Here is a 23338-nt window from a genome sequence, read left to right as displayed (position 1 = left end):
CGACCTGGACGCTCACTGGCGTGCCGTTGACGGTCGGCTCGCCGTGGCGTCCCCGGGGTCGTGGTGGTCGGTGGTGAAGCCGGTGAGCTTGTGGGTGCCGTCGCACCAGGGTTTGATCGCCGAGGCGCCGCAGCGACAGAGCGCGACCGTCCGGCGGGGCTGGTCGATCGGCTCGCCGTCCTCGTCGAGGAACGTCGCCGGGCCGCGGACGATGAGCGGACCGTCCGGGCAGGCGGTGAGGGTCACGGGGTCGTCGTCGCGCATGGGTTTCGCCTCCTGGCGGGTGCGGGGCCTTGTGGCCGGTGCCGGTGTCGGGACGCCGAGATGTCAGGGCCGGCTCGTCTCTTGCGGGGCCGGCCGCAGGGACGTGCGGCCGTCCTGCCAAGCGCTCAGGAAGTGCTCGCCCGCCCATCCGTCCATGCGCAGGCAGGCGAGGGCGCCGAAGAGCACGTCCTCCAGCAGGGCCGGCTCGTCCTCGACGAGGGCCCCGGCCAGGTCGCGGCCGGCGATCTGCTCGTGGACGGCATCGGCTTCGACGTGCTCGTCGAAGTACGCGGTGACCTCGGCGCTGAAGCCCAGCCGCCGGAACCCGTCCCCTTAGAGCCGGTTCGGGATCGAGGAGGTCATCTCGGTGACGGCCAGATGCCCGATGAGCGCTCCTTGCAGCCGCCGGTTGAGGCCGAACATCGACGCCAGGTTCTGCGAGGCCAGCGTGAGCGCGGGGACGTCGTCGGCATAGGCGCCGTAGCGGTCGTCGAGCTCGGCGCCGCGCATGGCCTGCGCGAACATCGCCGCGTGCACCCGGGCGGGGTCACCGCCGCCGTACTCGTCCGACTGGATCTCGACCAGCGCGGCCTTCGCCCTGCCGGTCAAGCGCGGGATCGCCCACGAGTACGGATCGGACTCGCGCAGCGTGTAGATGCTGCGCTGGATCAGCAGCTCCCGCGCCTGATCACGTGACGCGGACTTGGCGACGAACCGCGCCAGGTCGGGCCCCGATGCCGGGTCGGTCGCCGCGAACAGCCACGCCGCGACCGCTTCCCGATCTGCTCGCGGTGGGTCCTCGGCGGTCACCGCCGACCGCATCTGCGCCTCGAACGCGCGCTCCAGCAGCGCGCGCGTCGCGATCAGGTCCGGGTGCCACTCCCACGCGGCGTCCAGCCACGGCAGGGACCCGTACGCGAGCCCGTACAGCAGAAAGAGCGACAGCTGAAGGTCCTCGTCCTTGGGTACGCCTTCCGTGGCCGCGAGGGCCGCCGTCGCCACACGGTGTAGATGCCCGGTCGGCGGCGCTTCCTCAGGCGGGGACTGGCGCTCCAGCACCGCGCACAGGGACGCGCTCAACGGCCCACGCGGCCGCACCGGCGGAAGGGGCGTCCCGGTCGCGCCGGGAACGACGCGGCGAAGCGCGGTCGGGGCCTCCATCATCGGCGCGTCCTCCGATGGCCGGGACGTGCGGAACACGGGAGCGGCAGCACCCATGCGCTGTCGATCACGAACCATGTTGTGGGGCACGGTAAGTATGCGGTGGAGACTCATCCTCCGTATACCCTTGCTCCCACACTTCCGCTAGTATCGCAGCAAGCACCTCAAGCATTCGTGCAAAACCGAAGATCAACACTGCCGATATGCCCCCACCGAGGACAGCACCAAACGTCACGCCGAGACGACCATCGATCCCTGTGACAATCGCTGCGATGATCGTCGCCGCCACGATTACGGCGACAAGACCTTTCAACATATCGGCCGCGTTATGCGCCCGGCGTATAGCCGATGGCGGCTGCAGCCCCTGAAGTTTCATACCCTAGCCTAACTGCAGATGACTGATCAGTTAGAGGTTTTCTCAACAAATTCCATTACTGTGAGCTACGACAGAACTCGAAATCGAATAGGGCTCGATCAGACAGGAGAACGACTAGCAGCAGTCATTAAAACTACAATGCGCAAAGGTTCAATCATCCAACGAAATAGACTGTCATGTTACTCGACGCCTGGGATTCGCCTCCTAGGATCGGTCACGGAACACGCCGTTCACGAGTAGCAACAGGGATATGGTGTTGTGTTGTGGCACAGTGTGTTCCATGGTTGATACTTCATTGGATGGCGTTGCTGAGCTGCAGCAGGCGGTCCTGGAGGGGCGGCAGCATATTGCCGACCTGATTGGTGAGACACTGCGGCGCGCAGGAGAGCGGTCGATCAATGAGACGGGCAAGGGCTACCGGGTCATTGTCGGGCAGTCACGGTGGGAAGGGCTGGTGACCACCTACTATGTCGAGTGCACCGATGCACGGCGCCTGGTCGGGGGCGCGCTCACGCGCTACGCCGAGGCTTTGAGCATGGCGGGGTGGTTCGCAGCCGACCCTGGGGACGGTGACGCCGCGGTACTAGTTGAGGTGATCGGTGACGAGCTGCTGGATCGCGCGCCCACGTGGTTGTGCCAGCAGTGGGAGCAGCTGCGCTCCTCGCTTTAACCGTGCACGCTCGGCAGGCGCGGCTCGATGGCCCGCAGATATAGTCGCTCATGGTCAGAGACCGTGTGCCAACCGGTCGGCCATTCCTGTCGAAGGTTTGCAGGTTCTGGCAGGGCGGCGCTGGCGTCGGTGAGATCAAGTGTGGCTCTGTCGCCGAGGATGATCGTGCCCAGTTCAACATCACCGCCGAAGTAGGCCGCGCCGAACCCGGTCTGGTCGTCGAAGCGTGTGCTGGTGAATCGCGCGTCGGCTTCGAAGCGGGCCTGGTGGAATCCTGCGGTCCCGGCGAAGCGGGCCTGACGGAATCGGGCGGTGTCGGCGAACTCGGCGCTCTCGAAGCTGGCGCGCTGATCGAAGTAAGCATCGGTGAAGTCGACCGTCTCGTAGAAGCTTGCACTGACGAACACGGTGCTGGGTCCGAACTGGGCGTTGACAAAGGTGGCTGCGCCGACGAACGCGGTGTGTCCGAAGGCGGTCCGGCCCAGGAATCTCGCGTGGGTGAAGTTGGCGAAGTCTTCGAAGCAACTGGAGGCGAAGCCGATATCGAAGAAAAAGCAGGCTCCTTCGAAGTAGGCGGTGCCACCGAACCGGGCCTTCCAGAATCGTGTGTGGCCCTCGAACTGCGTGCCTTGGAAGACGGCGGGGCCGGTGAAGTGGGCTGACTTGCACTCCATCGCGCCGCGGAAGGCCGTCCCGGTGAACTGGGCCCGGCCGACTACCAAGACGGCGTCGAAATCGCTGGCCCCCTCAAATACGGCTCGGTCGAAGCAGACGTCGCCGCGGAAGCGGGCGCTGGTAAAGGCCGCCTCTCCGGAGAAAAGCGTGTCGGCGAAGGTGGTCTGGCCGTGGAAGATGGCGTATCGGGCATCGAAGCCGATCAGGTAACAGCCGGTCAAATCGGCGTTGATGAGGGTCGCGCCGGTTAGGTCGAGCTGGCGCAAGCTCCAGTACTCGGCCGTCTCGGGCGAGCCGATCCGGCTGGCCTCGGTCCCGGCCCGAGGATCGCGCAGGTGTCCGAGCAGGAGGCGCTGGGCGGTCATACGGACCTGGTACTCCCCGGCCAGGTCGAGTGCCTCTACGGCGGTATCGCTGGCATGTGGCGGTGGTGCGGTGCGGTCGATCGAGGGCGGGCCGATGAGTCCGGGCGGTGGTTCGAACCGGCCGCGCAGCAGACTGCACCAGGCCGCGACGATCGCCTCGCGCTGATCGGGGTGTTCCTTACCCAGCTGATCGAGCATGTGCAGCCCGCCGAGTTGCACCGCAATCTTGTCGCTGGCCAAGTGTTCGGTCGCTGCCGCTTTCAGGTCCACGATCTGTCGCCGGACGGTGTCCGCCCGTTCGTACTCGTACCGGTCAACCTGAAGCTGGTGCGCCTCCCGCTGCAGCCACAGCACTTGTTCCTGCAGCCACTCGCGGCGGGCCAGCAGCACCAGCGTCACAATCGCTGCGAGGCCTCCGGTCGCCTGCGTAGCGGCTGTCAATGCCGCGATCTGGTTCCGTGGGTCATCACCCGCCTGCGCGAGGAACAACCAGAATGACAGGCAACCACCAGTCACAATGGCCGTAGCCCCGCCAAGAATCCACGGCCACCAACGGGTTGCGCGATGACTCCCACCCATCATCATGCGAATCAGTCTCGCCGACGCCACCGACAGTCATGATTCCGGGTGCCTGCGGCACCTACTGCATTCGAGAGGCCACCAGCTGGCGCAGTAGGGATGCTTTAGCTATTTCATCTACCCGAGAAGTACCATATTACTGATGGGTTAGCATGCAGGGGTAAACGTATTCTCATGCTCAGCGCAGCGATACCGTTCACTGCTGGTGGCTGGTTGCGAGCGTCGGTAAGGAGTCGTCATGGCCAGGAAAACACAAGTTGTTCTCATCGATGATATCGATGGCGGAAAAGCCGAAGAGACGGTGAAGTTCGCGCTCGATGGACAAGCATACGAGATCGATCTGTCGGCGGCCCACGCCAAGGAGTTGCGCACCGTTTTGGAGAAGTTCCAGGAGGCCGGCACTCGCCTGGGGCGCTACAGCCTCGGTGGCGCCCGTGGCCCGGTCCGCGCTGCGTCGGCGGCTTCGCGCCGTCCGAGTGTCGATCGGGAACAGAACAAGGCGATCCGGGAGTGGGCCGAACGCAACGGCAAGCAGGTCTCACCCCGCGGCCGCATTCCTCAGGCCATCATCGAGGAGTACCACGCCGCCCAGAGCTGATTTCTGTCCTCGGCCCAAGCCTACCGTTTCGAGCGTCGGCCGTTGTCCAGGCACTAATACTCCAGTGAGAGTTCAGGTCGTGAGCTGCGGCGATGCCGCTGTTAGACGCGGGGCGACCGCCGTGATCATGGTTGTTGTGAGGCAACTGAAGAGCACGACGGCCGTCTTGGCGAGTGTAGACGTGGGCCGCTGGCAGTCGGACCTGGACGCGCTGTGGGCGCGCCTGGCTCCGGCGTTTCGGCGGGTCGAGACCAGGCGGAACGCGAAGCGCCTGACCACAGCGATGATGGCGCATCTGGAACGACGGAACTGCTGGACCCTGGCCGAGTATGCGGGCGAGGCCGGTCCGTGGCGGTTCCAGCACCTGCTCTCCCGCGCGGCCTGGGACGACGATCGGGTCCGCTCGGAGATCCGCGCCTGGGCCTGCGAGCACTTGAGCACTGGAGCAGGCCTGCGGGTGCTGGCCGTGGACGAGACCGGCGACCTCAAGAAGGGCACCGCGACCGTGGGTGTCCAGCGGCAGTACTCGGGGACGGCGGGCCGGATCGAGAACTGCCAGCTGGCGGTCTACCTCGCCTTCGCGACCGCGACCGGGCATGCGGCGGTCGATGTCCGCCTCTACCTACCCAAGTCCTGGACCGGTGACCCGGCCCGCTGCGCTGCGGCCGGGGTGCCCGAGCAGGTCGGCTTCGCCACCAAGCCCGAGCTGGCCGGCGACATGATCGAGGCCGCGCTCGATGCGGGCATCGGCGCGGACTTCGCGGTCGGTGACGAGGCCTACGGCATCAACCCCGCACTGCGGGCCCGGCTCCAGCGCCGGGGACTGGCCTATGTCCTCGCGGTGGCGACCACGACCCCGGTCGAGGTCGAAGCCGGCAAGATCACGGCCGCCGAGGCGCTCGCGCAGGCCGGGGTCGCCTGGCAGGCCCGCTCGGCCGGGGCGGGCGCGAAAGGACAGCGCCGCTACGACTGGGCCTGGATCGACCTGATCGGCGAGGGCGAGGGACACGCGCATCTGCTCGCGCGCCGCAACCGCCGCACCGGCGAACTCGCCTACTACCTGACCTGGATACCGAGGCCGGTACCGCTCCAGACGCTGGTCACTGTCGCCGGGATGCGCTGGCGGATCGAGGAGACGTTCCAGGGCGCCAAGGAACTCGCCGGACTCGACGAGCACCAGGTCCGCACCTGGACCTCCTGGCACCGCTGGGTCACCCTCGCGATGCTCGCCTACGCCTTCCTCGCCGTCACCCGCACCCAAGAATCCGGTCCAGGCGAGACGGACATGATCCCGTTGATCTGCAACGAGATCCGCCACCTCATGGTCAGCGCCATCGCGCCCGACCTCGACTGGCGCCACCGGCTCCGCTGGTCAGCCTGGCGACGCCGCCACCAAGCCACCGCGAAACAACTCCACTACCAGCGAAACCTCGCCCTCGCCGCATGAAACCCGAACTTACAACTGGAGTACTAAGCCAGCGTCAGCGGAAGTCCCGCGACGGCGTTGACGGACTGTGCAGGTCGAGTTCGGTGAGTTTGTAGGCCACGATCATCGGCATGGTGCTCTTGTGCGCGTCGGGCGCTTTCTCGATGGTGCCGCGGATGCGCAGGGCCTTGGCGATTGTGGCAGTGCTCTGCCAGCGCTTCCACAAGCCAGGGCTGCACACCACGTTGGCGATGCCGGTCTCGTCCTCGAGGCTGAGGAACGTCGAGCCCTTCGCGGTCGAGGGGCGTTGGCGGTGGGTGACGATCCCGGCTACCTCGATCCTCTTGCCGTGCTTCATGTGCGGAAGGCGCCGGGCGGTGAGGACCCCGTCGGTGTCGAGCAAGGCCCGGACGAGTGCCATCGGGTGGATCTCGACCGAGAGGCCCAGACCGGTGTAGTCGGCGCGGGCGAGGTCGGCAGCGCTCATGCCCGGCAAGGTCGGGGGCGGTGTAGCCGGGCCGGTGCCGGGGAGCATGTGGGGTCGTTCATCGACGGTCCCCGCGGTCCACAGCGCTCGGCGGCGGTCGGGTTCGAGGCTGCTGAGCGCACCGGCGATGGCGAGGCGCTCCAGCTGCTTCCTGGTGAGGTCGGCGCGGCGGGCCAAGTCGGTCATCGACTGGAACGGCCCCTCAGTTTCGCGTGCGGCCGTGATCCGTCCGGTCGCGGCCGCCCCGAGTCCTTTGACGGCGTCGAGGCCGAGCCGAAGGTCCGCGACGCCGTGCAGCGGCGGTGTGCAGGTTCGGTCGGAGGGGACGAGTGAGGCGGCCGCAGTGCTGGTGTTGACGTCGGGTGCGGCGACGGTGATGTCGTGGCGCCCGGCGTCGGCGATGAGGCTCGCGGGGGAGTAGAAGCCCATGGGCTGACTCGCTAGGAGTCCGGCGTAGAACGCGGCGGGGTAGTGGCATTTGAGCCAGGCCGAGGAGTAGACGAGGTGGGCGAAGGAGGCGGCGTGCGATTCGGGGAATCCGAAGTCGGCGAACGACCGCAGTTGCTCGTAGATCTGGTCGGCCTGCGCGCCGGTGATGCCGCGGTTGGCCATGCCGGTGTAGAGGCGTTCGCGGAGTTCCTCCATGCGCTCGGCGGATCGTTTGGCGCCCATGGCGCGGCGCAGCCGGTCGGCCTCGCCGCCGTCGAAGCCCGCGGCCACGATCGCGATCTGCATCAACTGCTCCTGGAATAGCGGCACCCCGTAGGTCTTCTCCAGGACCGGGTGCAGGATCTGGGGCACCTGGTCGCGCCAGGGTTCGCCGCTTCGCCGCCGCAGGTAGGGGTGGACGGCGCCGCCCTGGATCGGTCCGGGGCGGATGAGGGCGACCTCGGCGACCAGGTCGCGGAACGTCTCGGGCTTGAGTCTGGGCAGGGTCGCCATCTGGGCCCGCGACTCGACTTGGAACACCCCGACGGTGTCGGCCCGTTGGAGCATGGCGTAGACGTCCCGGTCGTCGGGTGGGAGCATGGCGAGGTCGATGCGTGTGCCGTGGAAGTCCTCGACCAGATCGACCATGCAGTGCAAGGCAGTGAGCATCCCCAACCCCAACAAGTCGAATTTCACCAATCCGGCGTCGGCGCAGGCCTCCTTGTCCCACTGGAGGACCGTCCGGTCCTTCATGCGGGCGGGTTCGACTGGGACGATCTCGGCGACGGGTTGTTCGGTGAGGACCATCCCGCCGGGATGGATGCCGAGGTGCTGGGGCAGGTCTCGCAGTTCGCCCGCGAGCGACTGGACGTCCGCGGGGATGGCCTCGGCTTCGTCGGGGTCGAGGCCGTTCCAGCGGTGGAGGCGCTTGGACCACGCCACGGCCTGGTCGTGGCCGTAGCCGAGGGCCTTGGCCGCGTCGCGGACGGCTGACCTGGGTCGGTAGGTGACGACGTTGGCGACCAGAGCGGCCCGGTCGCGACCGTAGCGCCGGTAGACGTACTGGATGACCTCCTCGCGGCGGCCTGATTCGATGTCGATGTCGATGTCGGGCGGCCCGTCGCGCTCAGCGGAGAGGAACCGCTCGAACAGCAACCCGAAGGCGACCGGGTCCACGTTCGTGATGCCGAGGGCGTAGCAGACCGCCGAGTTCGCTGCTGAGCCGCGGCCCTGGCAGAAGATGCCGTGGTCGCGGCAGAAGCGCACGATGTCGGCGACGATGAGGAAGTACCCGGCGAACCCGAGCCGGGTGATCACCCGCAGTTCGCGGTCGAGTTGGGCCCATGCGCCGGGCACCCACTCGGCCTCGGGCGGCCCGTACCGTTCGTGCGCGCCGGTGATGGTCAGTGTGGCCAGGTAGGACACGTTGTCGTGCGGGTCGGGCACGGGAAAACGCGGCAGCCGCGGAGCCAGCAGCTCGAGATCGAACGCGCATGCCTCGGCGACGGCCGCGGCCTGCTCGACGGCTTCGGGCAGGTCGGGAAAACGCAAGGCCATCTCGGCGCCGCTGCGCAGGTGCGCTCCGGCGTTGGCGGGCAGATAGGGATCGGCCTGGTCGAGCGTGCGCCCCGACCTGATCGCCGCCAGCGCCGTCGCGACTTTCGCGCGCGGTTGCGCGGCGTAGTGGACGTTGTTGGTGGCCACGACCGGCACTTCGCAGCGGCGCGCTATCGCGGCGAGCGCTTCGGCCCGTTCGGTGTCATCGGGCAGGTCGTGGCAGGTGACCTCGACGGCGAGGTTCTCGCCCCCGAACTGGTCGATGAGTTCCCGCAGTCGCCGTTCGGCGGCTCGGGGGCCGTTCGCGGCGAGGGTGGCGCTGAGGGCGCCTTTGCGGCAGCCGGTGAGGATCTGCCAGCGCCCGCCGGCCAGCTCGGCGAGGCGCTCAACCCGGTACTGGGGCAGGTCCTTCTCGGCCCCGGCGAGTTTGGCCTCGGTGATCGCGCGCGACAGGCCCCGGTACCCGGCCGGGTCGCGGGCGAGGACCACCAGGTGGGTCCCTGCCGGATCGGCCTGGCCGCGCCTGGCCCGGGCCATGCCCAGGTTCAGCTCGGCGCCGAACACCGTCGGCAGTCCTGCGGCGGCTGCGGCGACGGCGAACTGCGAGACCCCGTAGAGCCCGTCGTGGTCGGTGATCGCCAGTCCCGTCAAACCGAGCCGGATCGCCTCGGCGACCAACGCGGCGGGGGCGTCGGCGCCGTCGCCGAAGCTGTAATAGGAGTGGCAGTGCAGCTCGGCGTAGGGCGGGTCAGTCATACCAGCCGGCCACGGTCCACCGGCCGTCCTCGCAGACCAGGAGCGCGGCGGTGCCGTCGGCGAGCTCGACCTGGAGCCGGGTGTAGCGGCGCGCTCCCGGCCCCCACCAGCGTTCGGCGACCGGCCAGGGCCCGGCCCAGGCGACGATCCGCACCCGCCTGGCGCCCAGTGAGACGAGCGCCGGTGTGGCGGTCAGGCCGCCGCGGGCTAGCGCCTGCACGGGGGCTCCGGCGGCGTCGAGCACGCCTGCCGGCTCCCCGGCACCGGTGCCGACGAGTGCGGGGGGCGGGTCGGGCAGGGCCCCGGGCCACGGCCCCGACGGCGCCACCGGTGGTGCCTCGATCTCCCATGCCGCCGTGCCCGCGCGCTCGGTCAGGTCGCGGCCGTCGGTGAGCACGGCGAGGACGAGGGCGTCGGGGCCGAGGAGGGTCTGGGCGTGGCGGAGGGCGGCCTCGGCGCGGACCGCAGCGGGGTGCTTGGCCTCCCACAGGCCCCGGCCCGCCTCCAAGGCGCTGATGAGCCCGCCAGGGGCCAGCTCAAGCACGGCGATCCCGGCGCGCTCATCGTCGGTCTCGTCGGTGTCGGTGTGGTGGGGGCGCCAGCCCTCGAGTTGCCACCGGACCCGGCGGGCCAGGTTGGCGGCGGTCGCGGTGGGGTCGACCTGCCACGTCCGCTCCCGGGTCAGACCGTTCGTGGTGTGGGCGGTGATGGTGACCCGGGTGCAGGACAGGTTCCGGTCGGCGAGCACCTTGAGGAGCTGCTCGGCCAGCGGCCGGGCGGCGACGGCCGCCTGCTCGACCGACGCATACGGGACCTCAGGGGTGTCGCGGGCGACCAGGTCGGGGTCGGCTGGGCGGGGGACCAGCGGCCGAGCGAGCTGCCCGGCCGCGAGCAGCTGGGCCCGGCGGGCGGGGGCGCCGAAGCGCTCGGCGACCGCCGCCCCCGGCAATGCCGCGAACGCCCCCAACGTGTCGACCCCCAAGTGCCGCAGCGTCGCGCACGTCTCCGCCTCGACCAGTCCGGTCGCGGTCAGGTCGCCGATGTCGCGCCCGGCGAGGAAGGCCGCGTCGGCGCCGGGGGGCACGATCCGGCCCTCGCGGGCGGCCAGGACCGCCGCGAACAGGCTGTCGGCGACGCCGATGACGCAGTCCTGGTCGACCAGGGCCGTGACGGTGTCGATCAACCGCTCGCAGAACGTGGCCTCGTCACCGGCTCCCGCGCGCAGCGGGATCGCGACCACACCGGGTTCGAGCACTTCCACATAGGGCGTGAGTAGATCGATCGCCTCCAGCACCGGCGCGAACGCGGCGGCGTCCTCGCCGTCCCAGTCCGGCAGCCGCGCCACCAGGACCCGGTGCGGCGCCCGGCTCACCCGGACGCTCACCCGGCCTCACCACGGCACGAGCGTGGTCCGTCTGCTGGCGCAACGATGTCGGCAGGCTCGCCGGGGGCGCCACCGTAGGGCCACAGGCGGGATCGGTGTCCGCCGCCCGAGCGCCAGCGGGTGGCTACGTCGAGCTGGCAGCCGGTGAGCCGGCCCGGCCCCCACCGGCGCCCGGTGTTGGCGCGCAGCCCTCGCCATTGGACGCGGGTGACTTCCAGCCGGGCATCGGGGCCGGCGACGGGCCGCGTCTCCCACCAGATGACGATGGTGCCGCCCCGGCGGGCCTGGGCGGTGAGCCGCCGCGCCTGCGCCGGACTCAGGCCCTCGCTGGGCACCACCATGACCGCCACGCCCTCAGCGAGGGCCCCCGCGGCATCGGCGATCCGAGGCCCGGCCGCCTCCACGAACACGATTCGGTCCAGACGCGCCCCGGCAGCGGCGGCGGCGAGGGGGTAGCGGCCGGGGAGACCTACCAGCGCACACCAGGCCCCGGCCCGGCTCGGTCCGGCCAGCAGCCGCCACATCAGCGCGGTCGCCCCGCGGCGGGCCGCGGTGATCGCGACCGTCGCGGCCAAGCCGCCGTGAGGCAGGAGCCCGGCAATGTCGGAGGTGACTGGCAGGATACGACGCGAGGCGGTGAGCACCGGTTCCGACGCCTGCGCCGCAGGCGTGAGCTCCCCTGCCGTGCGCAGCCCTAGCTGGGCGGCCAGCGCCGCCCCCGCACCTTTCGACACTCGGACCCCCGTGCGTTTATCGAACGTGTGTATGAGTTCACCATACTGATCTGTTCGAGTAGCGCAAGATCCAAAACCTGTCGGATCAATCTCAACCCCGCCACCCCAGGCCACATCGGAGACCGAGAGGACACTCGCCCCCGCCCGAAAGGGCGCGGCGATGCTCCTCGCTTCTCGGCGGACAGTCGGGTGTGGGGAGTGTGTTGGCGCATCCTCCAGAAACATCGGCCGGGAACTGGCAACAATCCGACACTGATCGCCGTATCCACAGCTCACGGCCGTAGCTCTCGGAAGTCCTCGTTGCGGTCCTCTCGTGTCTTCGGTACATAGTGGAGCAGGCGTGGTTAGGGTCGGTGCCGGATCGACGGTCCGCACCTCGCGGGCCGCACGCGCCCGACACCGAGGAGCACCATGCCCAACATCCACCGACACCGCCGTGCCGCGATCGGCGTCCTCGCCGCCGCCCTGCTCGCGACGGCCGGGCTCGCCGCGCCCGGGACCGCCCAGGCCGCACCGACCACCGGCCCGACCCTGTCCGAAGCCCTCGCGGCCCTCCCGGTCGCCGAGGAGCAGCGTGAGGGCTATGACCGGGGCCTGTTCCGTCACTGGGTCGATGAGGACAAGGACAAGTGCAACACGCGCGCTGAAGTCCTTATTGCCGAGGCGGTCATGGCTCCCGCTGTCGCCGAGGGCTGCACGATCACCGGCGGTCAGTGGTACAGCTTCTACGACGACGCTTACATCGACAACGCCCGCTCACTTGACATCGACCACATGGTGCCGCTCGCCGAGGCCTGGGACTCCGGTGCCCACAGCTGGGATAAGGCCAAGCGCCAGGCCTACGCCAACGACCTCGGCGACGCGGTGCCCTTGATCGCGGTCACCGCTAAGTCGAACCGGTCCAAGTCCGACAAAGACCCTGCCGAATGGATGCCGCCCGCCGAGGACGCCGCCTGCCGGTATGCCTTCGAGTGGGTGTCGGTCAAGACACGATGGAACCTCGCCGTCGACACCGCCGAGGCCGAAGCGCTCGAGGCGATCATCGCTGACTGTCCCGATGCGACGGTCACCGTCACTGCACCGTAAACCGCTCGAGGACCGCACCCGCACCTATTCGGGGCGCAGGTACTGCCCGAAGCGACAGCCCCGCGCCTCGCGGCGGCCTCTGGTAGATGTCGCGGTCCCGCGGACAGCGGCTGGGCCCGCTCACGCAGCGAGCGGGCCCAGCCAAGCATGAGGGATCAGTGGGCGGTGCGGTGGCCTCGTGAGGCGATGGCCTCGGCGACGCCGATGAGCAGGACCGAGGCGATGACGGCGACGACGAAGCCGAGGACGTTCAGCTCCCAGATGTCGCCGGTGCCGAGCAGGTTGGCGACCATGCCGCCGATCACCGAGCCGACGAGGCCCAACAGGAGCGTGGCGATGATGCCGAGGTTCTGCTTGCCGGGCTTGATGAGGCGGGCGAGCGCGCCGATGACGAGCCCGGCGACGATGAAACCGATCATGAGAACCTCCAGTTCAGCTGTCGGGGCGGAACACCTCCACGTCCGTGGAGAGCAGTGCTCGGCGCGGATGGTGCGCGTCCGGCCGTCCGGAACACCTCCACGTCCGTGGAGAGCAGACGCCCCTGAGGCGGCCCCGGAAGACCCTACCCGGAACACCTCCACGTCCGCGGAGAGCAGGTGGCTGAATACGCGGACGATTCTCGGCGTAGTGGAACACCTCCACGTCCGTGGAGAGCAGGCAGAGACCGACGCCGACCTCATCGACTACGTCGGAACACCTCCACGTCCGTGGAGAGCAGATCACGCAAACGGATCTCGGACATGCCAAGGTCGGAACACCTCCACGTCCGTGGAGAGCAGGCCCGGTCGCATCTGGACGGCGCCGACGAATGCGGAACACCTCCACGTCCGTGGAGAGCAGCTGGAGTTCAACCCGTTCGACAACGAACTCAACGGAACACCTCCACGTCCGTGGAGAGCAGGCGGTGTTGTGGCCGGCGACGTGGGCGCCGATCGGAACACCTCCACATCCGTGGAGAGCAGCCCGCCTCGCGCAGGCGCGCCGAGAGCGTCAACGGAACACCTCCACGTCCGTGGAGAGCAGCGGTGGATCGCCCCGCCGGAGTCGCACCCGAACGGAACACCTCCACGTCCGTGGAGAGCAGGCCCGCAGCCCCGTATTTACGGGATTACGGGCCGGAACACCTCCACGTCCGTGGAGAGCAGTGGGACATCTGCCTGATCGACTGCCCGCCCAGCGGAACACCTCCACGTCCGTGGAGAGCAGGGCCGGGGCTGGCACCCCGGCCTTTCTCTTGCCGGAACACCTCCACGTCCGTGGAGAGCAGCGCATCGCCGAGCTCGAACGCCAGCTGCGCAACGGAACACCTCCACGTCCGTGGAGAGCAGAGCAGGCTTCCTGAGCTGGGATCTTACAGGGCCCTTTGTTCGTTTCGGGGCGCTTGGCGGTGCAGAGAGGGCTTGAGTGAGTACGGGTGGCCGTGCAGGTGTGGACTCGAAAGTGGGTGCGGGTTGGGTGCGTAGGCGGCGCGGTTTGAGTGCTTAGGTGCCTCGCAGCTACGGCTCGGAGCGGTCGGGTCGTGGCTGGTGGGTGTGGTTGTTGCCGGGTGCTGCGATGATCCGAGTTCGTGCATATCCCTTGCGCTTCCGGAGGTGCTCTTGAGTTCCAATCTAGTTGATCTGCTGATCTGGGGAAAGTCGCGTGGTCTTGCTTCGGCGAGCGAACCACCGCAGACCTATCCGTTGATCTGTCACCTGTTGGATGCGGCCGCGTTCGCTGGCCGGGTCTGGGATGACTACCTGGCAGTGCGGGTGCGCGACTGGCTGGCGGAACAACTCGGTCTGTCGCTGGGAGAGTCGCGGGCGTTCGTGATGCTGCTGGCCGGCCTACACGATATTGGTAAGGCCTGTCCGGGGTTCCAGTTCCGCGATGACCAGGGCTTGACCGGCCCCGAGGGGTACCCCCGCGATGGCGAGTTCAAGGAACACGCTGCGGCGGGGCAGCTGTGGCTGGGGGCGGCTTTGGCCGCGAAGTTCGCATGGCCTCCCGAACTCGCTGCGGCCGTGGCCGAAGTGGTCGGCGGTCATCACGGCTTCTTCAATTCCATGGACGGCAAGGAGTACCACCCGCAGAAGGTCAAGGCGAAAGGCCTGGGACAGGGCCCGTGGGGCGCGCAGCGGTCGGCGATCACCACGGCGGTGCGAAAGGTCGTAGGGGCCGAGCGGCTGCCTGAGGACTTTCCCCCGGAGGCACAGGTGATCGCCTGCGCGGTCGTGGTGCTGTCGGACTGGCTGGCGAGCCGTACCGCCTATGTCCGCTCTCGCCTTCCCGGTGCCCCGACGCAGGGTGATGCGGACTCGCTGGAGCGGTTCTTCAACGACTCGATGGCAGCATCGGACGATGAGCTGGCCCAGGCGGGTCTGGTGCGGCTGGGACTGCGGCAGTCGGGGTTCGCCGAGGAGTTCGGGTTCACGCCCAACCGACTCCAGGAGAGCCTCGAAGCGGCCCTGCCGCAGGCAGTGTCCGGGCCGGGGTTGTTGATCGTGACCGAGCAGACCGGTCAGGGCAAGACCGAGGCGGCGCTGTATGCCGCGCGAGTGCTCGGCGCCGCCGCAGGGTCGGCGGGGTTGGCGTTCTTGCTGCCGACGATGGCGACGTCGAATGCAATGGAGACGCGCCTGGTCGAGTACGTGGGGCGGCAATCGCTCGATGCGGCGCCGGTGAACCTGGTGCATTCGATGGCATGGCTGCGGCGGTTGCGGGCCGAGCAGGAGGAGACCGGGGCCGAGGTCAGTGATGATGCGCGTGAGTTGACCGCGGTGACCGAGTGGCTCAGCGGCGGGAAGAAGGCGGCATTCGCTCCGGTGTGCGTCGGAACGATCGACCAGGCACTGCTGAGTGTGCTGCCGCTGAAGTACAACGCGTTCCGGATGCTCGCGTTCGCGAACAAGACCATCGTCATTGACGAGGTGCACGCCTTCGACGAGTTCGTCCGCGGTCTGCTGTGCGGGTTCTTGGCCTGGTGCGGGCACCTGGGGGTTCCGGTGGTGCTGATGTCGGCCACGCTCCCGCATCAAGTCGCGAACGAGCTCGCCGCGGCCTACCTGGGACGTCGGCCCGGCGACGAGTTGGCCCTGTCGTATCCAGGGTGGGTGTTCCTCGAACGCGACAAGCCCCAAGTCCTCAGCCGGTCGATCACGGTCAACGAGGACGAACATCAGCAGTTGCGAGTCGAGGTGCGCGAGTGCGACGTCGTCGATGACGCACTGCAGCGCGGCCCTGTCCTGCAGCAGGAGCTGGCGGCACTGTGCCACGACCGGGGATGTGCCGCAGTGGTGTGCACGACGGTCAAAGAGGCCCAACAGACATTCATCGACCTCGACGCCTGGACCAGGCGTGAAGGCTTCAACGTCGACGTGGTGCTGCTGCACTCGAACATGCCGATGTGGCAACGCGAGACGATCACCGACAAGATCGTCAAACGCTTCGGCAGAGGCAAGGGCCGGGATCGTTCGGGACGGACCATCATCGTCAGCACCCAGGTGCTGGAGCAGTCAGTGGACATCGACATGGACCTGATCATCTCCGACCTGGCGCCGTTGGAGCTGCTGCTGCAGCGGGCCGGACGCGGCCACCGGCACCCGGAGAACGATGCCGACCGACCCGCCTGGGCCCGGGAACCGCGTCTGGTGGTGCTCGCACCCGAAGGAGGCGCCGACCCGGTAGTGCCCGGGCGTTGGGCCTATATCTACCCGCCGGCGTCGCTGATCCGTACCCAGCGGCTCCTGCTGCGCCGCTCTGGCGCACGGCTGCGCATCCCCGGAGAGGTCCAGGACCTGCTGGAGACGGTGTACACCGACGACTCACTCATAGCCGGTCGCGAGCAGGCCCAGCGGGAGAGCCTGGCGTGGGCGATGGTGCGCCGCGACGAAGCGAAACGCTGGCAGGTACCTCCGCCCAAGGACTTCGGTGCGGTCGGTGAGTTCTCCGGCCAGGATCGCCTCGTCGAGGAACACGTCGCGACCCGGTTCGACGCCGACGCTCTTCGTGCCCTGCCGCTGTTCGAGCGCGAGGGCGAGTACTTCCTCGACCCTGAGGGGCGTCATCCGCTGCCGCAGCCGACCATGAGAGCCGGGAAGCAGTGGTGGGACCAGGCGGCGGTCGCGGCGATCATCGAGCGCACCGTACCCGTGAGGCGGCACCTGCTCGAAGCCCGCACCGGCGCACTCGCGGTCGCGCCCCTGCTGCAATGGGAAGACCACTTCCAGCTCAAACATGTCGTGCCGCTGATCCATGTCGTTGACGCTCAGGGCCAGAGCGGTTCGGTCGCGATTGCTGGTCGCACATTCCGGCTTGATCCCATGCTGGGCCTCGTTGTGGACTGAGCGCGATGGTTTCGGCTCGACGGAGGCGGGCTTCAGCCCGTTCGGTGGACCCACGGTGTCGGTCGGGGGTGTCATGATGTCGGAGCACCGGCCGTCCCTTGTCGACGGGCCGGTTCGCGCAAGGCCGGGACGAGGAGGTTCATGGGCAGCAACGACTTCAATCTGGTGACCGAGGAGTGGATCGAGGTCGCCTGGGTCGATCCGGATCCGAACCTGCCACGGCGGGTGGGTCTGCGAACCTTGTTCACTCGGGCGGGTGAAATCGCGGACTTCCATGCGCCGCTCGCCCCGGCCGCCGCTGGTTTCATGCGGATCCTGGGCGTGTTGACCGCGCGGATCACCGGACTCGACGCGATCGACGCCAAGCGCCCCTGGCAGCAACAGCGCCTGGCGCTCTTGAACGGTTCGGGAACCGGGTTCGATCCTGAACGGGTCGACCAGGTCTTCGGTACCGGCACGGATTTCATGCTCTTCGGGTCCCGCCCGTTCCTGCAGGACCCGCGCCTGGCTGAGGAGTGCAAGTCGACCTCGGGCGTCGGGAAGTTCGCCTGGACTCGTGTGGCGGGAGCGAACCAGGTGTTTCTCTCGCACGACCGCGACGACGCTCCCGTACCGGTCCCGGCGAGTGAGGCGGTGTGGCATCTGTTGGCGTGGATGTACTACGGGCCCTCAGGCCGGTGCACCGCCCGCAAGGTCGGTGCGACCGATAAGGCCGACACCGGCGCCGGACCACTGCGCCGGACCCTCTCAGTCCATCCCTGGGGACGCACCCTATTCGAGACGCTGCTGCTCAACCAGGTCTACCTCCCACCCGAGGAGGCGCAGCCGGTGGCGGCGATATGGGAAGGGCCCCTGCACGACCCCCGCTCTGATCCGCCTGCAGGGGCCGGTGTCGGTTGGCGCCTGGCGAACCGGTTCCGTCACGGAGTCCTCTTGGTGCCCGATGCGACCGGCGAGCATGTCGTGGACGCCTATATGACGTGGGCGTGGCGCTCGGCGCATCCGGGGGCTGACGACCCGTATGTGCCCTACCAGGTGAACGCGAAGACCGGCGACCGCTATCCGCGGTACGCCGAGGCCGACCGGGCGATCTGGCGGGACCTCGATGCTCTGGTCCTGCAGGTCCCGGCCGAGGCGCCGGTGACGCACCCGCAGGTCATCGTCGATCTCAAAGCCCGCCCAGCTCTGCCCTCGGCGACGATGCGCCGGTTGCGGATCCGCGCGTTCGGTTACGACCAGGACGGCCAGACCCGGGACAAGGCGTTCTTCACCACCACGACCCCGCCAGTGCTCACCGCCCTCGAAGATCCGGCGATGGAGGTCAGGATCGAGGACGCCCACCACGCCGGTGACGGCGTCGGCCAGCACCTGCAGCGGACCTTGAACGCCGCCTGGACCGAACTGGCCGGGAAACCGAAGAAGGCGCCGTCGTGGACCGGGCCGGCCATGGCCCAGTACTGGTCCCGGGCCGAGCAGGCCTTCTGGGCCATGGTCTTCGACGCCGGGCCGCTGCCGCTGCTGCCGAACGCGTTCATCACCATCGCGCTCGACGTCTTCGACCAGGCTACTGGCACCTACGCGGTCAACCCGCGCACCATCACGTTGCTTGAGATCCACCGGTCGCGGCTGTTCCGCGGTTGGCGAAAGGAACCCATCTCCCATGACCACCCCGACGGCAACGGTGCCCCGGTCGCGCTCGCAGCGAGCCCGGCGAGCAGTGGCGGCACTGACCCAGGACACGACAACGACGACTGGTGACCTGCTTCCGGCACTGCTGAAGCAGCCCGGTCCGCGCGCCGATCTGAAACGCTGCCTGGGGCAGCGCTCCGATAGTCCCGCCTGGGACCGCGCCTGGGGCCACCTGATCGCCTACCTGCCCGAACAGCCCGTGTCCGACCGGCGGCACCTGGCCGGGCACGCCATCCCCGATGAGCAGCGCGCGTTCGTCACCGTGGCGGCCATGATCTGCGCCCAGCCGCCCGCCGCTCGCGCCCACGACCTCCAGACCGATCCCGACCGGCAGCGCGCGCACAACCTCGGCGTATCCCTGGCCATCGGTGTGGGCGAGCGCCACCTGTACACGCGCGACACCGGTCTGAGCCGCCTGATCCTGCTCTCGCGTCAGAACGTCGACGGGCTCCACCGACTGCTGCCGGGCACCGTCCAGCACCTGCGCGGCACCCAGGTGCCGGTCGACTGGGTCCGGCTTATCGGCGACCTCGCCGACTGGCGGCGGCACCGCCGCGACATCGCCAAGTGGTGGATCCAGGACTACCACCGGACCCTGCACCGCATCGACACCATCAACAAGCAGACCAATCCGAACGCTGAAAGCGAGACGGCATGAGCCAGCCCCGATTCCTTGACTTCCACGCCCTCCAGACCCTGCCCTTCTCCAACCCGAATAGGGACGAAGAGGGCAACCCGAAAACGGTCGTGTTCGGTGGTGCTGAACGCACCCGCATCTCCAGCCAGTCCTGGAAGCGGCGCATCCGCCTCGACGTCGAGGCCAAGCTCGGCGACCCGGCGGTGCGCACCCGCCGGGTGGTGCGCGGGGTGGCCGAGCGTCTCCACCAGGCCCACGACTGGCCCCTGGAGGAGGCCGAGGCCGCCGGACGCCAGGTCGCCCGCTCGGCCGGGAACGGCATCAAGCTCGAGAAGAGCAAGGACGAGAAGAACGAGGAGATCCTGACAACTTCAGTGCTGCTGTTCCTGCCCGAGGCCGGGCTCGACGAGCTGACCGCGATCGCCGCGGCCCACCGTGACGCGATCGTCGATGAGGAGGCGAAGCCGGAGAAGAAACGCAAAGGCATCCTCCCCTCCGACCAGATCGCCGCGGTCCTGGGCTCGCGCAACGGCACCATCAACCTGTTCGGCCGGATGCTCGCCGAGCTGCCCGGCGCGAACGTCGACGGCGCGGTGCAGATGGCCCACGCCTTCACCGTCCACGAGACCACCCCGGAGTTCGACTTCTTCTCCGCAGTCGACGACATCGAGCAGCAGGCCGGCATCCCCGGGTCCGGGCACATCAGCACCGCCCTGTTCACCGCCGGCACCTTCTACCGGTACGCCAACATCGACCTCGACGGCCTGGTGCGCAACCTCGGCGGCGACCGTACTGCCGCCGCCGAACTGGTCACCGCGTTCGCGCAGGCATTCATTCGCACCGTCCCCACCGGCAAAGACCGGCCCACCGCGCCGATGACCGTCCCCGACCTGGTCCATCTCGCTGTCCGAAACGACCGGCCCGTTTCCTTGGCGGCCGCGTTCGAACGTCCCATCCGCGCCTTGGACGAGGGTCACGTCGCGCAGGCCGCTGACCGGCTCGACAGCTACGCCGGACGCCTGCACCGGCTCCTGGGATCCGACCGGCAGTTGTGGGCCGGGCACGCCCACGTCCTCGACCAGACCCCGGCCAACCTCGGCGGCGCCCACGAGTCCTTTGACGACCTCATCCAGGCCGCGGTCACCTGCGCCTGGGTCCAGGAGTAGGCAGTGGAGGCCCTCATGCTGCGCCTGGCCGGCCCGCTGCAAGCGTGGGGCGAACGGGGCGCCTTCGGCGAGAAGGACACCGCCGACATTCCCACCCGCTCCGGGCTCCTCGGCCTCATCGCCAGCGCCGCCGGCATCCGGCGCGGCGCGCCCCTGGGCGCCCTGACCGAACTGGACTTCACCGTGCGCATCGACCGACCCGGCGTGCGCCTGATCGACTTCCACACCGCCGGCGGCGGCTACCCCAAAGGCCACGGCATCCCCACCGCCGAGGGCAAACGCAAAGACTCCGCGGTCATCACCCGCCGCCACTACCTCGCCGATGCGGTCTTCACCGTCGCCGTCACCGGCCCCGCCCACGCACTCGACCAGGCCCAAGCCGCACTCGAAACCCCCTGCTGGCAGCCGTTCCTAGGGCGCCGCTCCTGCCCACCCGAGCAACCGATGCTCCTGGGCCGCACTCCCGACGCCGAAACCGCGCTCAGGACCGCCCCACTCCCGCCCCGGCCGCAGAGCCAGCGCGGCCCGGTGCGCGTCGACATCGTCCGCACCGCCGCACCGGGCGACGCGACCGCATGGAGCGAGATGCTCGACGACTGCGACGCCTTCCCCCGCGGCGACCGCCGCTACCGCGCCCGGCCGGTCCAGCGCACCACCGAGACCCTCAGCAGCGACCTGGCCGAGACAGGAACGGACTACCTCGACCGCCTGGCCGCGTTCATGGAAGCGAACCGCGCATGAGCCCCTGGTTGACCCGACTCGTCCTCGACCCCCGCCACCGCGGCATCCGCACACTCCTGGCCGACGGCGGCCGCCAGCACACCTGGCTCATGCACCTCGCCCCCGACCATCTCGGCGACCAGCCACGACGCGCCGCCGGCCTGCTGTACCGGATCGAAGACAGCTCCCGCGGCCCCGTCATCCTCGTCCAGACCGCGACCGAGCCACTCCTGGACGCCCTGCCCATGGACGGCGTCATCCAAGCCGCCACCCGCAAACTCGCCCCCCAACTCGATGCCCTCCACACCGGAGCGAAACTGCGATACCGGATCGTCGCCAACCCCACCAAACGCTGGGGCAACAGCGCCCCCGAACCCGCCCTGGTCGGCAAACTCCACGTCTTCCACGGTCCCGCCGCCCTCACCTGGTGGACCGACCGCGCCCCAGCCGCCGGTCTCGCCATCGAGTCGACCGACTGGCGGCCCCTGGACGACACCATCATCAACGGTCGTACCCGCCACGCCCGGGCCCAGTTCGACGGCACCGCGACCATCACCGACCCCGACATGCTGCGCGAGGCCGTCCGCACCGGCATCGGCCGCTCCCAAAGCTACGGCTGCGGCCTGCTTTCCCTCGCCCTCCTCACCCCTGTAACCGAAAGGAGCCAGGCTTGAGCGATCCGAGGAAAATGCTCGGCGCCCCGGCCCTGGCCATGCTCCCCCGCGTGGCCGACAGCCTCTCCTTCCTCTACCTCGAGACCGTCCGCATCATCCAAGACGACACCGGCATATGCGCCCAAGTCGACAGAGCCGGACGCATCGACCGCGTCTACCTACCGGTCGCCGCACTCACCTGCATCCTCATGGGACCAGGCACCTCCATCACCCAACCGGCCATGGCCACCCTCGCCCGCCACAACACCACCGTGCTGTGGACCGGCGCCGGAGGCGTTCGCATGTACTCAGCCAGCCAATCCAGTGCCCTCACCACCACCTGGCTCGAGAAACAAGCCCGCGCCTGGGCCGACGATGCCACCCGTCTCGCCGTCGCCCAGCGCATGTTCAGCCTCCGCTTCGGCGACACCGTCGAACCCGCCGTCAACCTCGCGCAACTCCGTGGTCTCGAAGGCGCCCGCATGAAAACTCTCTACCGCTCCCTTGCCGACCGCAACGGCATCCGCGGGTTCAAACGCAACTACGACCCCCACAACTGGGACACCCAAAGCCCGGTCAACCAAGCCCTGTCCGCAGCCAACACTGCCCTGTACGGGATCTGCCACGCCGCCATCCTCGGCCTCGGCTGCACCCCAGCACTTGGGTTCGTTCACAGCGGCAAACAACACGCGTTCGTCTACGACATCGCCGACCTCTACAAAGCCCGCCACACCATCCCCCTGGCCTTCACCCTCCACCGCTCTCCCAATCCCGAACGCGAGGCCCGCCGACGTCTGCGTGAAGAATTTCGCGCCTTCCGCCTCCTTCCACAGATCATCAACGACCTCCAATGGCTCTTCGAGCCCAACAACCCCAGCCCGCCCGAGACCGTAAACCCAGAGCTGGTCCACCTGTGGGATCCCGACATCGGCGAAGTCGCCGCGGGCGTCAACCACGCCGACCACGAACCCGACTGGTGACGTATGGCCAACCTCGTCGTCATCTCCACCACCGCCGTCCCCGACCATGTCCGTGGTGCACTCACCCGCTGGATGATCGAACCCACCCCCGGCTTCTATGTCGGCACCCTCTCCGCCCGCGTCAGAGACGAACTCTGGCAAGCCGTCAGCGCCTCCGTCGCCGACGGCGCCGCCACCTGCGTCTACCCCCACGCCGACCACGAACAACGCTTCGTCATCCGCACCGCCGGCAGGCGCCGCCGCACCGTCATCGACCTCGACGGCCTCCAACTCATCCAGTTCCACGCCGAAAACGAACAACAGCCCGAGTAAACTCCCAGTTCAGCAAGCCTGCTCTCCACGGACGTGGAGGTGTTCCGAAATTTTCACGCGCATGTCACCTGCTGATGCACTGCTCTCCACGGACGTGGAGGTGTTCCGCTCCGGGGCCTCGTGAACGACCTCGCCCGCGCCTGCTCTCCACGGACGTGGAGGTGTTCCCGGTCCGCTTCCAGGCGACCGGCATCCGCCACCCTGCTCTCCACGGACGTGGAGGTGTTCCGCAGCTCAACGACATCGGATAGGCCTGTGGCCGCTGCTCTCCACGGACGTGGAGGTGTTCCGCGGCCCATCGCTGACCCG

At 68.7% G+C, this 23338-nt stretch carries 19 protein-coding genes, 1 pseudogene and 2 CRISPR repeat arrays (1 of these 22 cut by a window edge); of the genes and pseudogenes, 12 read left to right on the top strand and 8 right to left on the bottom strand.

Going from position 1 to position 23338, the window contains the following annotated elements; translation table 11 throughout:
- Window positions 1–12: 12 nt before the first annotated feature.
- From LO763_RS11430 to LO763_RS11420, 3 genes and pseudogenes are all read right to left on the bottom strand, one after another.
- Window positions 13–264 carry a CDGSH iron-sulfur domain-containing protein gene (locus LO763_RS11430; protein WP_230602133.1) on the bottom strand — a complete coding sequence of 84 codons (252 nt, stop codon included), beginning with the start codon at window positions 262–264 and terminating at the stop codon, window positions 13–15.
- A 63-nt stretch (window positions 265–327) separates the two neighbouring features.
- Window positions 328–1425: pseudogene (locus LO763_RS11425) on the bottom strand (iron-containing redox enzyme family protein).
- Between the two features lie 67 nt (window positions 1426–1492).
- Window positions 1493–1801 carry a hypothetical protein gene (locus tag LO763_RS11420; RefSeq protein WP_230602132.1) on the bottom strand — a complete coding sequence of 103 codons (309 nt, stop codon included), beginning with the start codon at window positions 1799–1801 and terminating at the stop codon, window positions 1493–1495.
- 280 nt (window positions 1802–2081) lie between these two features.
- Here LO763_RS11420 and LO763_RS11415 point away from each other — a divergent pair, with 280 nt between their 5' ends.
- On the top strand, window positions 2082–2471 hold the full coding sequence (locus LO763_RS11415) for a hypothetical protein (RefSeq protein WP_230602130.1): 390 nt from the start codon (window positions 2082–2084) through the stop codon (window positions 2469–2471).
- Here the strand turns inward: LO763_RS11415 and LO763_RS11410 are convergent.
- Window positions 2468–4000: a pentapeptide repeat-containing protein gene (locus LO763_RS11410; protein WP_230602129.1), complete on the bottom strand. Its 1533-nt coding sequence runs from the start codon at window positions 3998–4000 to the stop codon at window positions 2468–2470. The two genes, LO763_RS11415 and LO763_RS11410, sit on opposite strands and share 4 nt — an antisense overlap.
- 328 nt (window positions 4001–4328) lie before the next feature.
- Between LO763_RS11410 and LO763_RS11405 the strand changes: the two genes are divergently transcribed.
- A complete protein-coding gene (locus tag LO763_RS11405) occupies window positions 4329–4688 on the top strand; it encodes a histone-like nucleoid-structuring protein Lsr2 (RefSeq protein WP_230602128.1) in 360 nt (119 codons plus the stop codon).
- A 127-nt stretch (window positions 4689–4815) separates the two neighbouring features.
- Entirely contained in the window at window positions 4816–6135 is a 1320-nt protein-coding gene (locus LO763_RS11400; protein ID WP_439650285.1) for an IS701 family transposase, read from the top strand.
- Between the two features lie 34 nt (window positions 6136–6169).
- Here the strand turns inward: LO763_RS11400 and LO763_RS11395 are convergent, their stop codons facing one another.
- The 3 genes from LO763_RS11395 to imuA' are packed head-to-tail and all read right to left on the bottom strand — an operon-like array spanning window position 6170 to window position 11461.
- On the bottom strand, window positions 6170–9343 hold the full coding sequence (locus LO763_RS11395) for an error-prone DNA polymerase (RefSeq protein ID WP_230602126.1): 3174 nt from the start codon (window positions 9341–9343) through the stop codon (window positions 6170–6172).
- Complete coding sequence (locus LO763_RS11390) at window positions 9336–10727, bottom strand: DNA polymerase Y family protein (protein WP_230602124.1); 1392 nt, start codon at window positions 10725–10727, stop codon at window positions 9336–9338. Before LO763_RS11390 ends, LO763_RS11395 begins: the two co-directional genes overlap by 8 nt.
- On the bottom strand, window positions 10724–11461 hold the full coding sequence (gene imuA' / locus LO763_RS11385; protein WP_230602123.1) for a DnaE2-dependent mutagenesis accessory factor ImuA': 738 nt from the start codon (window positions 11459–11461) through the stop codon (window positions 10724–10726). The genes LO763_RS11390 and imuA' overlap by 4 nt, the downstream gene beginning before the upstream one ends.
- 411 nt (window positions 11462–11872) lie before the next feature.
- Here imuA' and LO763_RS11380 point away from each other — a divergent pair, with 411 nt between their 5' ends.
- Window positions 11873–12547 carry an HNH endonuclease family protein gene (locus LO763_RS11380; RefSeq protein WP_230602121.1) on the top strand — a complete coding sequence of 225 codons (675 nt, stop codon included), beginning with the start codon at window positions 11873–11875 and terminating at the stop codon, window positions 12545–12547.
- Window positions 12548–12702: 155 nt separating this feature from the next.
- Here LO763_RS11380 and LO763_RS11375 read toward each other — a convergent pair whose 3' ends face one another.
- Window positions 12703–12966, bottom strand: a complete 264-nt coding sequence (locus LO763_RS11375; RefSeq protein WP_230602119.1) for a GlsB/YeaQ/YmgE family stress response membrane protein — start codon at window positions 12964–12966, stop codon at window positions 12703–12705.
- 26 nt (window positions 12967–12992) lie between these two features.
- A CRISPR array of direct repeats spans window positions 12993–13875; the repeat unit is 29 nt; unit sequence CGGAACACCTCCACGTCCGTGGAGAGCAG.
- A 270-nt stretch (window positions 13876–14145) separates the two neighbouring features.
- Between LO763_RS11375 and cas3 the strand changes: the two genes are divergently transcribed.
- The 8 genes from cas3 (at window position 14146) to cas2e (ending at window position 23029) form a co-directional block, all read left to right on the top strand.
- Window positions 14146–16872, top strand: a complete 2727-nt coding sequence (gene cas3 / locus LO763_RS11370) for a CRISPR-associated helicase Cas3' (protein ID WP_230602117.1) — start codon at window positions 14146–14148, stop codon at window positions 16870–16872.
- A gap of 141 nt (window positions 16873–17013) precedes the next feature.
- Window positions 17014–18630 (top strand): type I-E CRISPR-associated protein Cse1/CasA, encoded by a 1617-nt coding sequence (gene casA, locus LO763_RS11365; RefSeq protein WP_230602116.1) that lies wholly within the window; start codon window positions 17014–17016, stop codon window positions 18628–18630.
- On the top strand, window positions 18590–19219 hold the full coding sequence (gene casB, locus LO763_RS11360; RefSeq protein WP_230602115.1) for a type I-E CRISPR-associated protein Cse2/CasB: 630 nt from the start codon (window positions 18590–18592) through the stop codon (window positions 19217–19219). Before casA ends, casB begins: the two co-directional genes overlap by 41 nt.
- The gene (gene cas7e / locus LO763_RS11355) at window positions 19216–20364 is read left to right on the top strand and encodes a type I-E CRISPR-associated protein Cas7/Cse4/CasC (RefSeq protein WP_230602113.1); all 1149 of its coding nucleotides are present in this window, start codon (window positions 19216–19218) and stop codon (window positions 20362–20364) included. Before casB ends, cas7e begins: the two co-directional genes overlap by 4 nt.
- Window positions 20365–20367: 3 nt before the next feature.
- Window positions 20368–21105, top strand: coding sequence for a type I-E CRISPR-associated protein Cas5/CasD (gene cas5e / locus LO763_RS11350; RefSeq protein WP_230602111.1), 738 nt, complete (start codon window positions 20368–20370; stop codon window positions 21103–21105).
- A complete protein-coding gene (gene cas6e / locus LO763_RS11345; RefSeq protein ID WP_230602110.1) occupies window positions 21102–21758 on the top strand; it encodes a type I-E CRISPR-associated protein Cas6/Cse3/CasE in 657 nt (218 codons plus the stop codon). The genes cas5e and cas6e overlap by 4 nt, the downstream gene beginning before the upstream one ends.
- A 14-nt stretch (window positions 21759–21772) precedes the next feature.
- On the top strand, window positions 21773–22717 hold the full coding sequence (gene cas1e, locus LO763_RS11340; RefSeq protein ID WP_369431973.1) for a type I-E CRISPR-associated endonuclease Cas1e: 945 nt from the start codon (window positions 21773–21775) through the stop codon (window positions 22715–22717).
- A gap of 3 nt (window positions 22718–22720) precedes the next feature.
- Window positions 22721–23029 carry a type I-E CRISPR-associated endoribonuclease Cas2e gene (gene cas2e / locus LO763_RS11335; protein ID WP_230602107.1) on the top strand — a complete coding sequence of 103 codons (309 nt, stop codon included), beginning with the start codon at window positions 22721–22723 and terminating at the stop codon, window positions 23027–23029.
- An 18-nt stretch (window positions 23030–23047) separates the two neighbouring features.
- Window positions 23048–23338: a CRISPR direct-repeat array (repeat unit 29 nt; unit sequence CTGCTCTCCACGGACGTGGAGGTGTTCCG); it runs 1819 nt beyond the window's last position.

The organism is Glycomyces amatae (assembly GCF_020991375.1).
In the GTDB taxonomy this organism is placed as follows: domain Bacteria; phylum Actinomycetota; class Actinomycetes; order Mycobacteriales; family Micromonosporaceae; genus Glycomyces; species Glycomyces amatae.
Note: the sequence above shows the minus strand (reverse complement) of the source record. Positions and strands in the feature narration are given on the sequence as shown.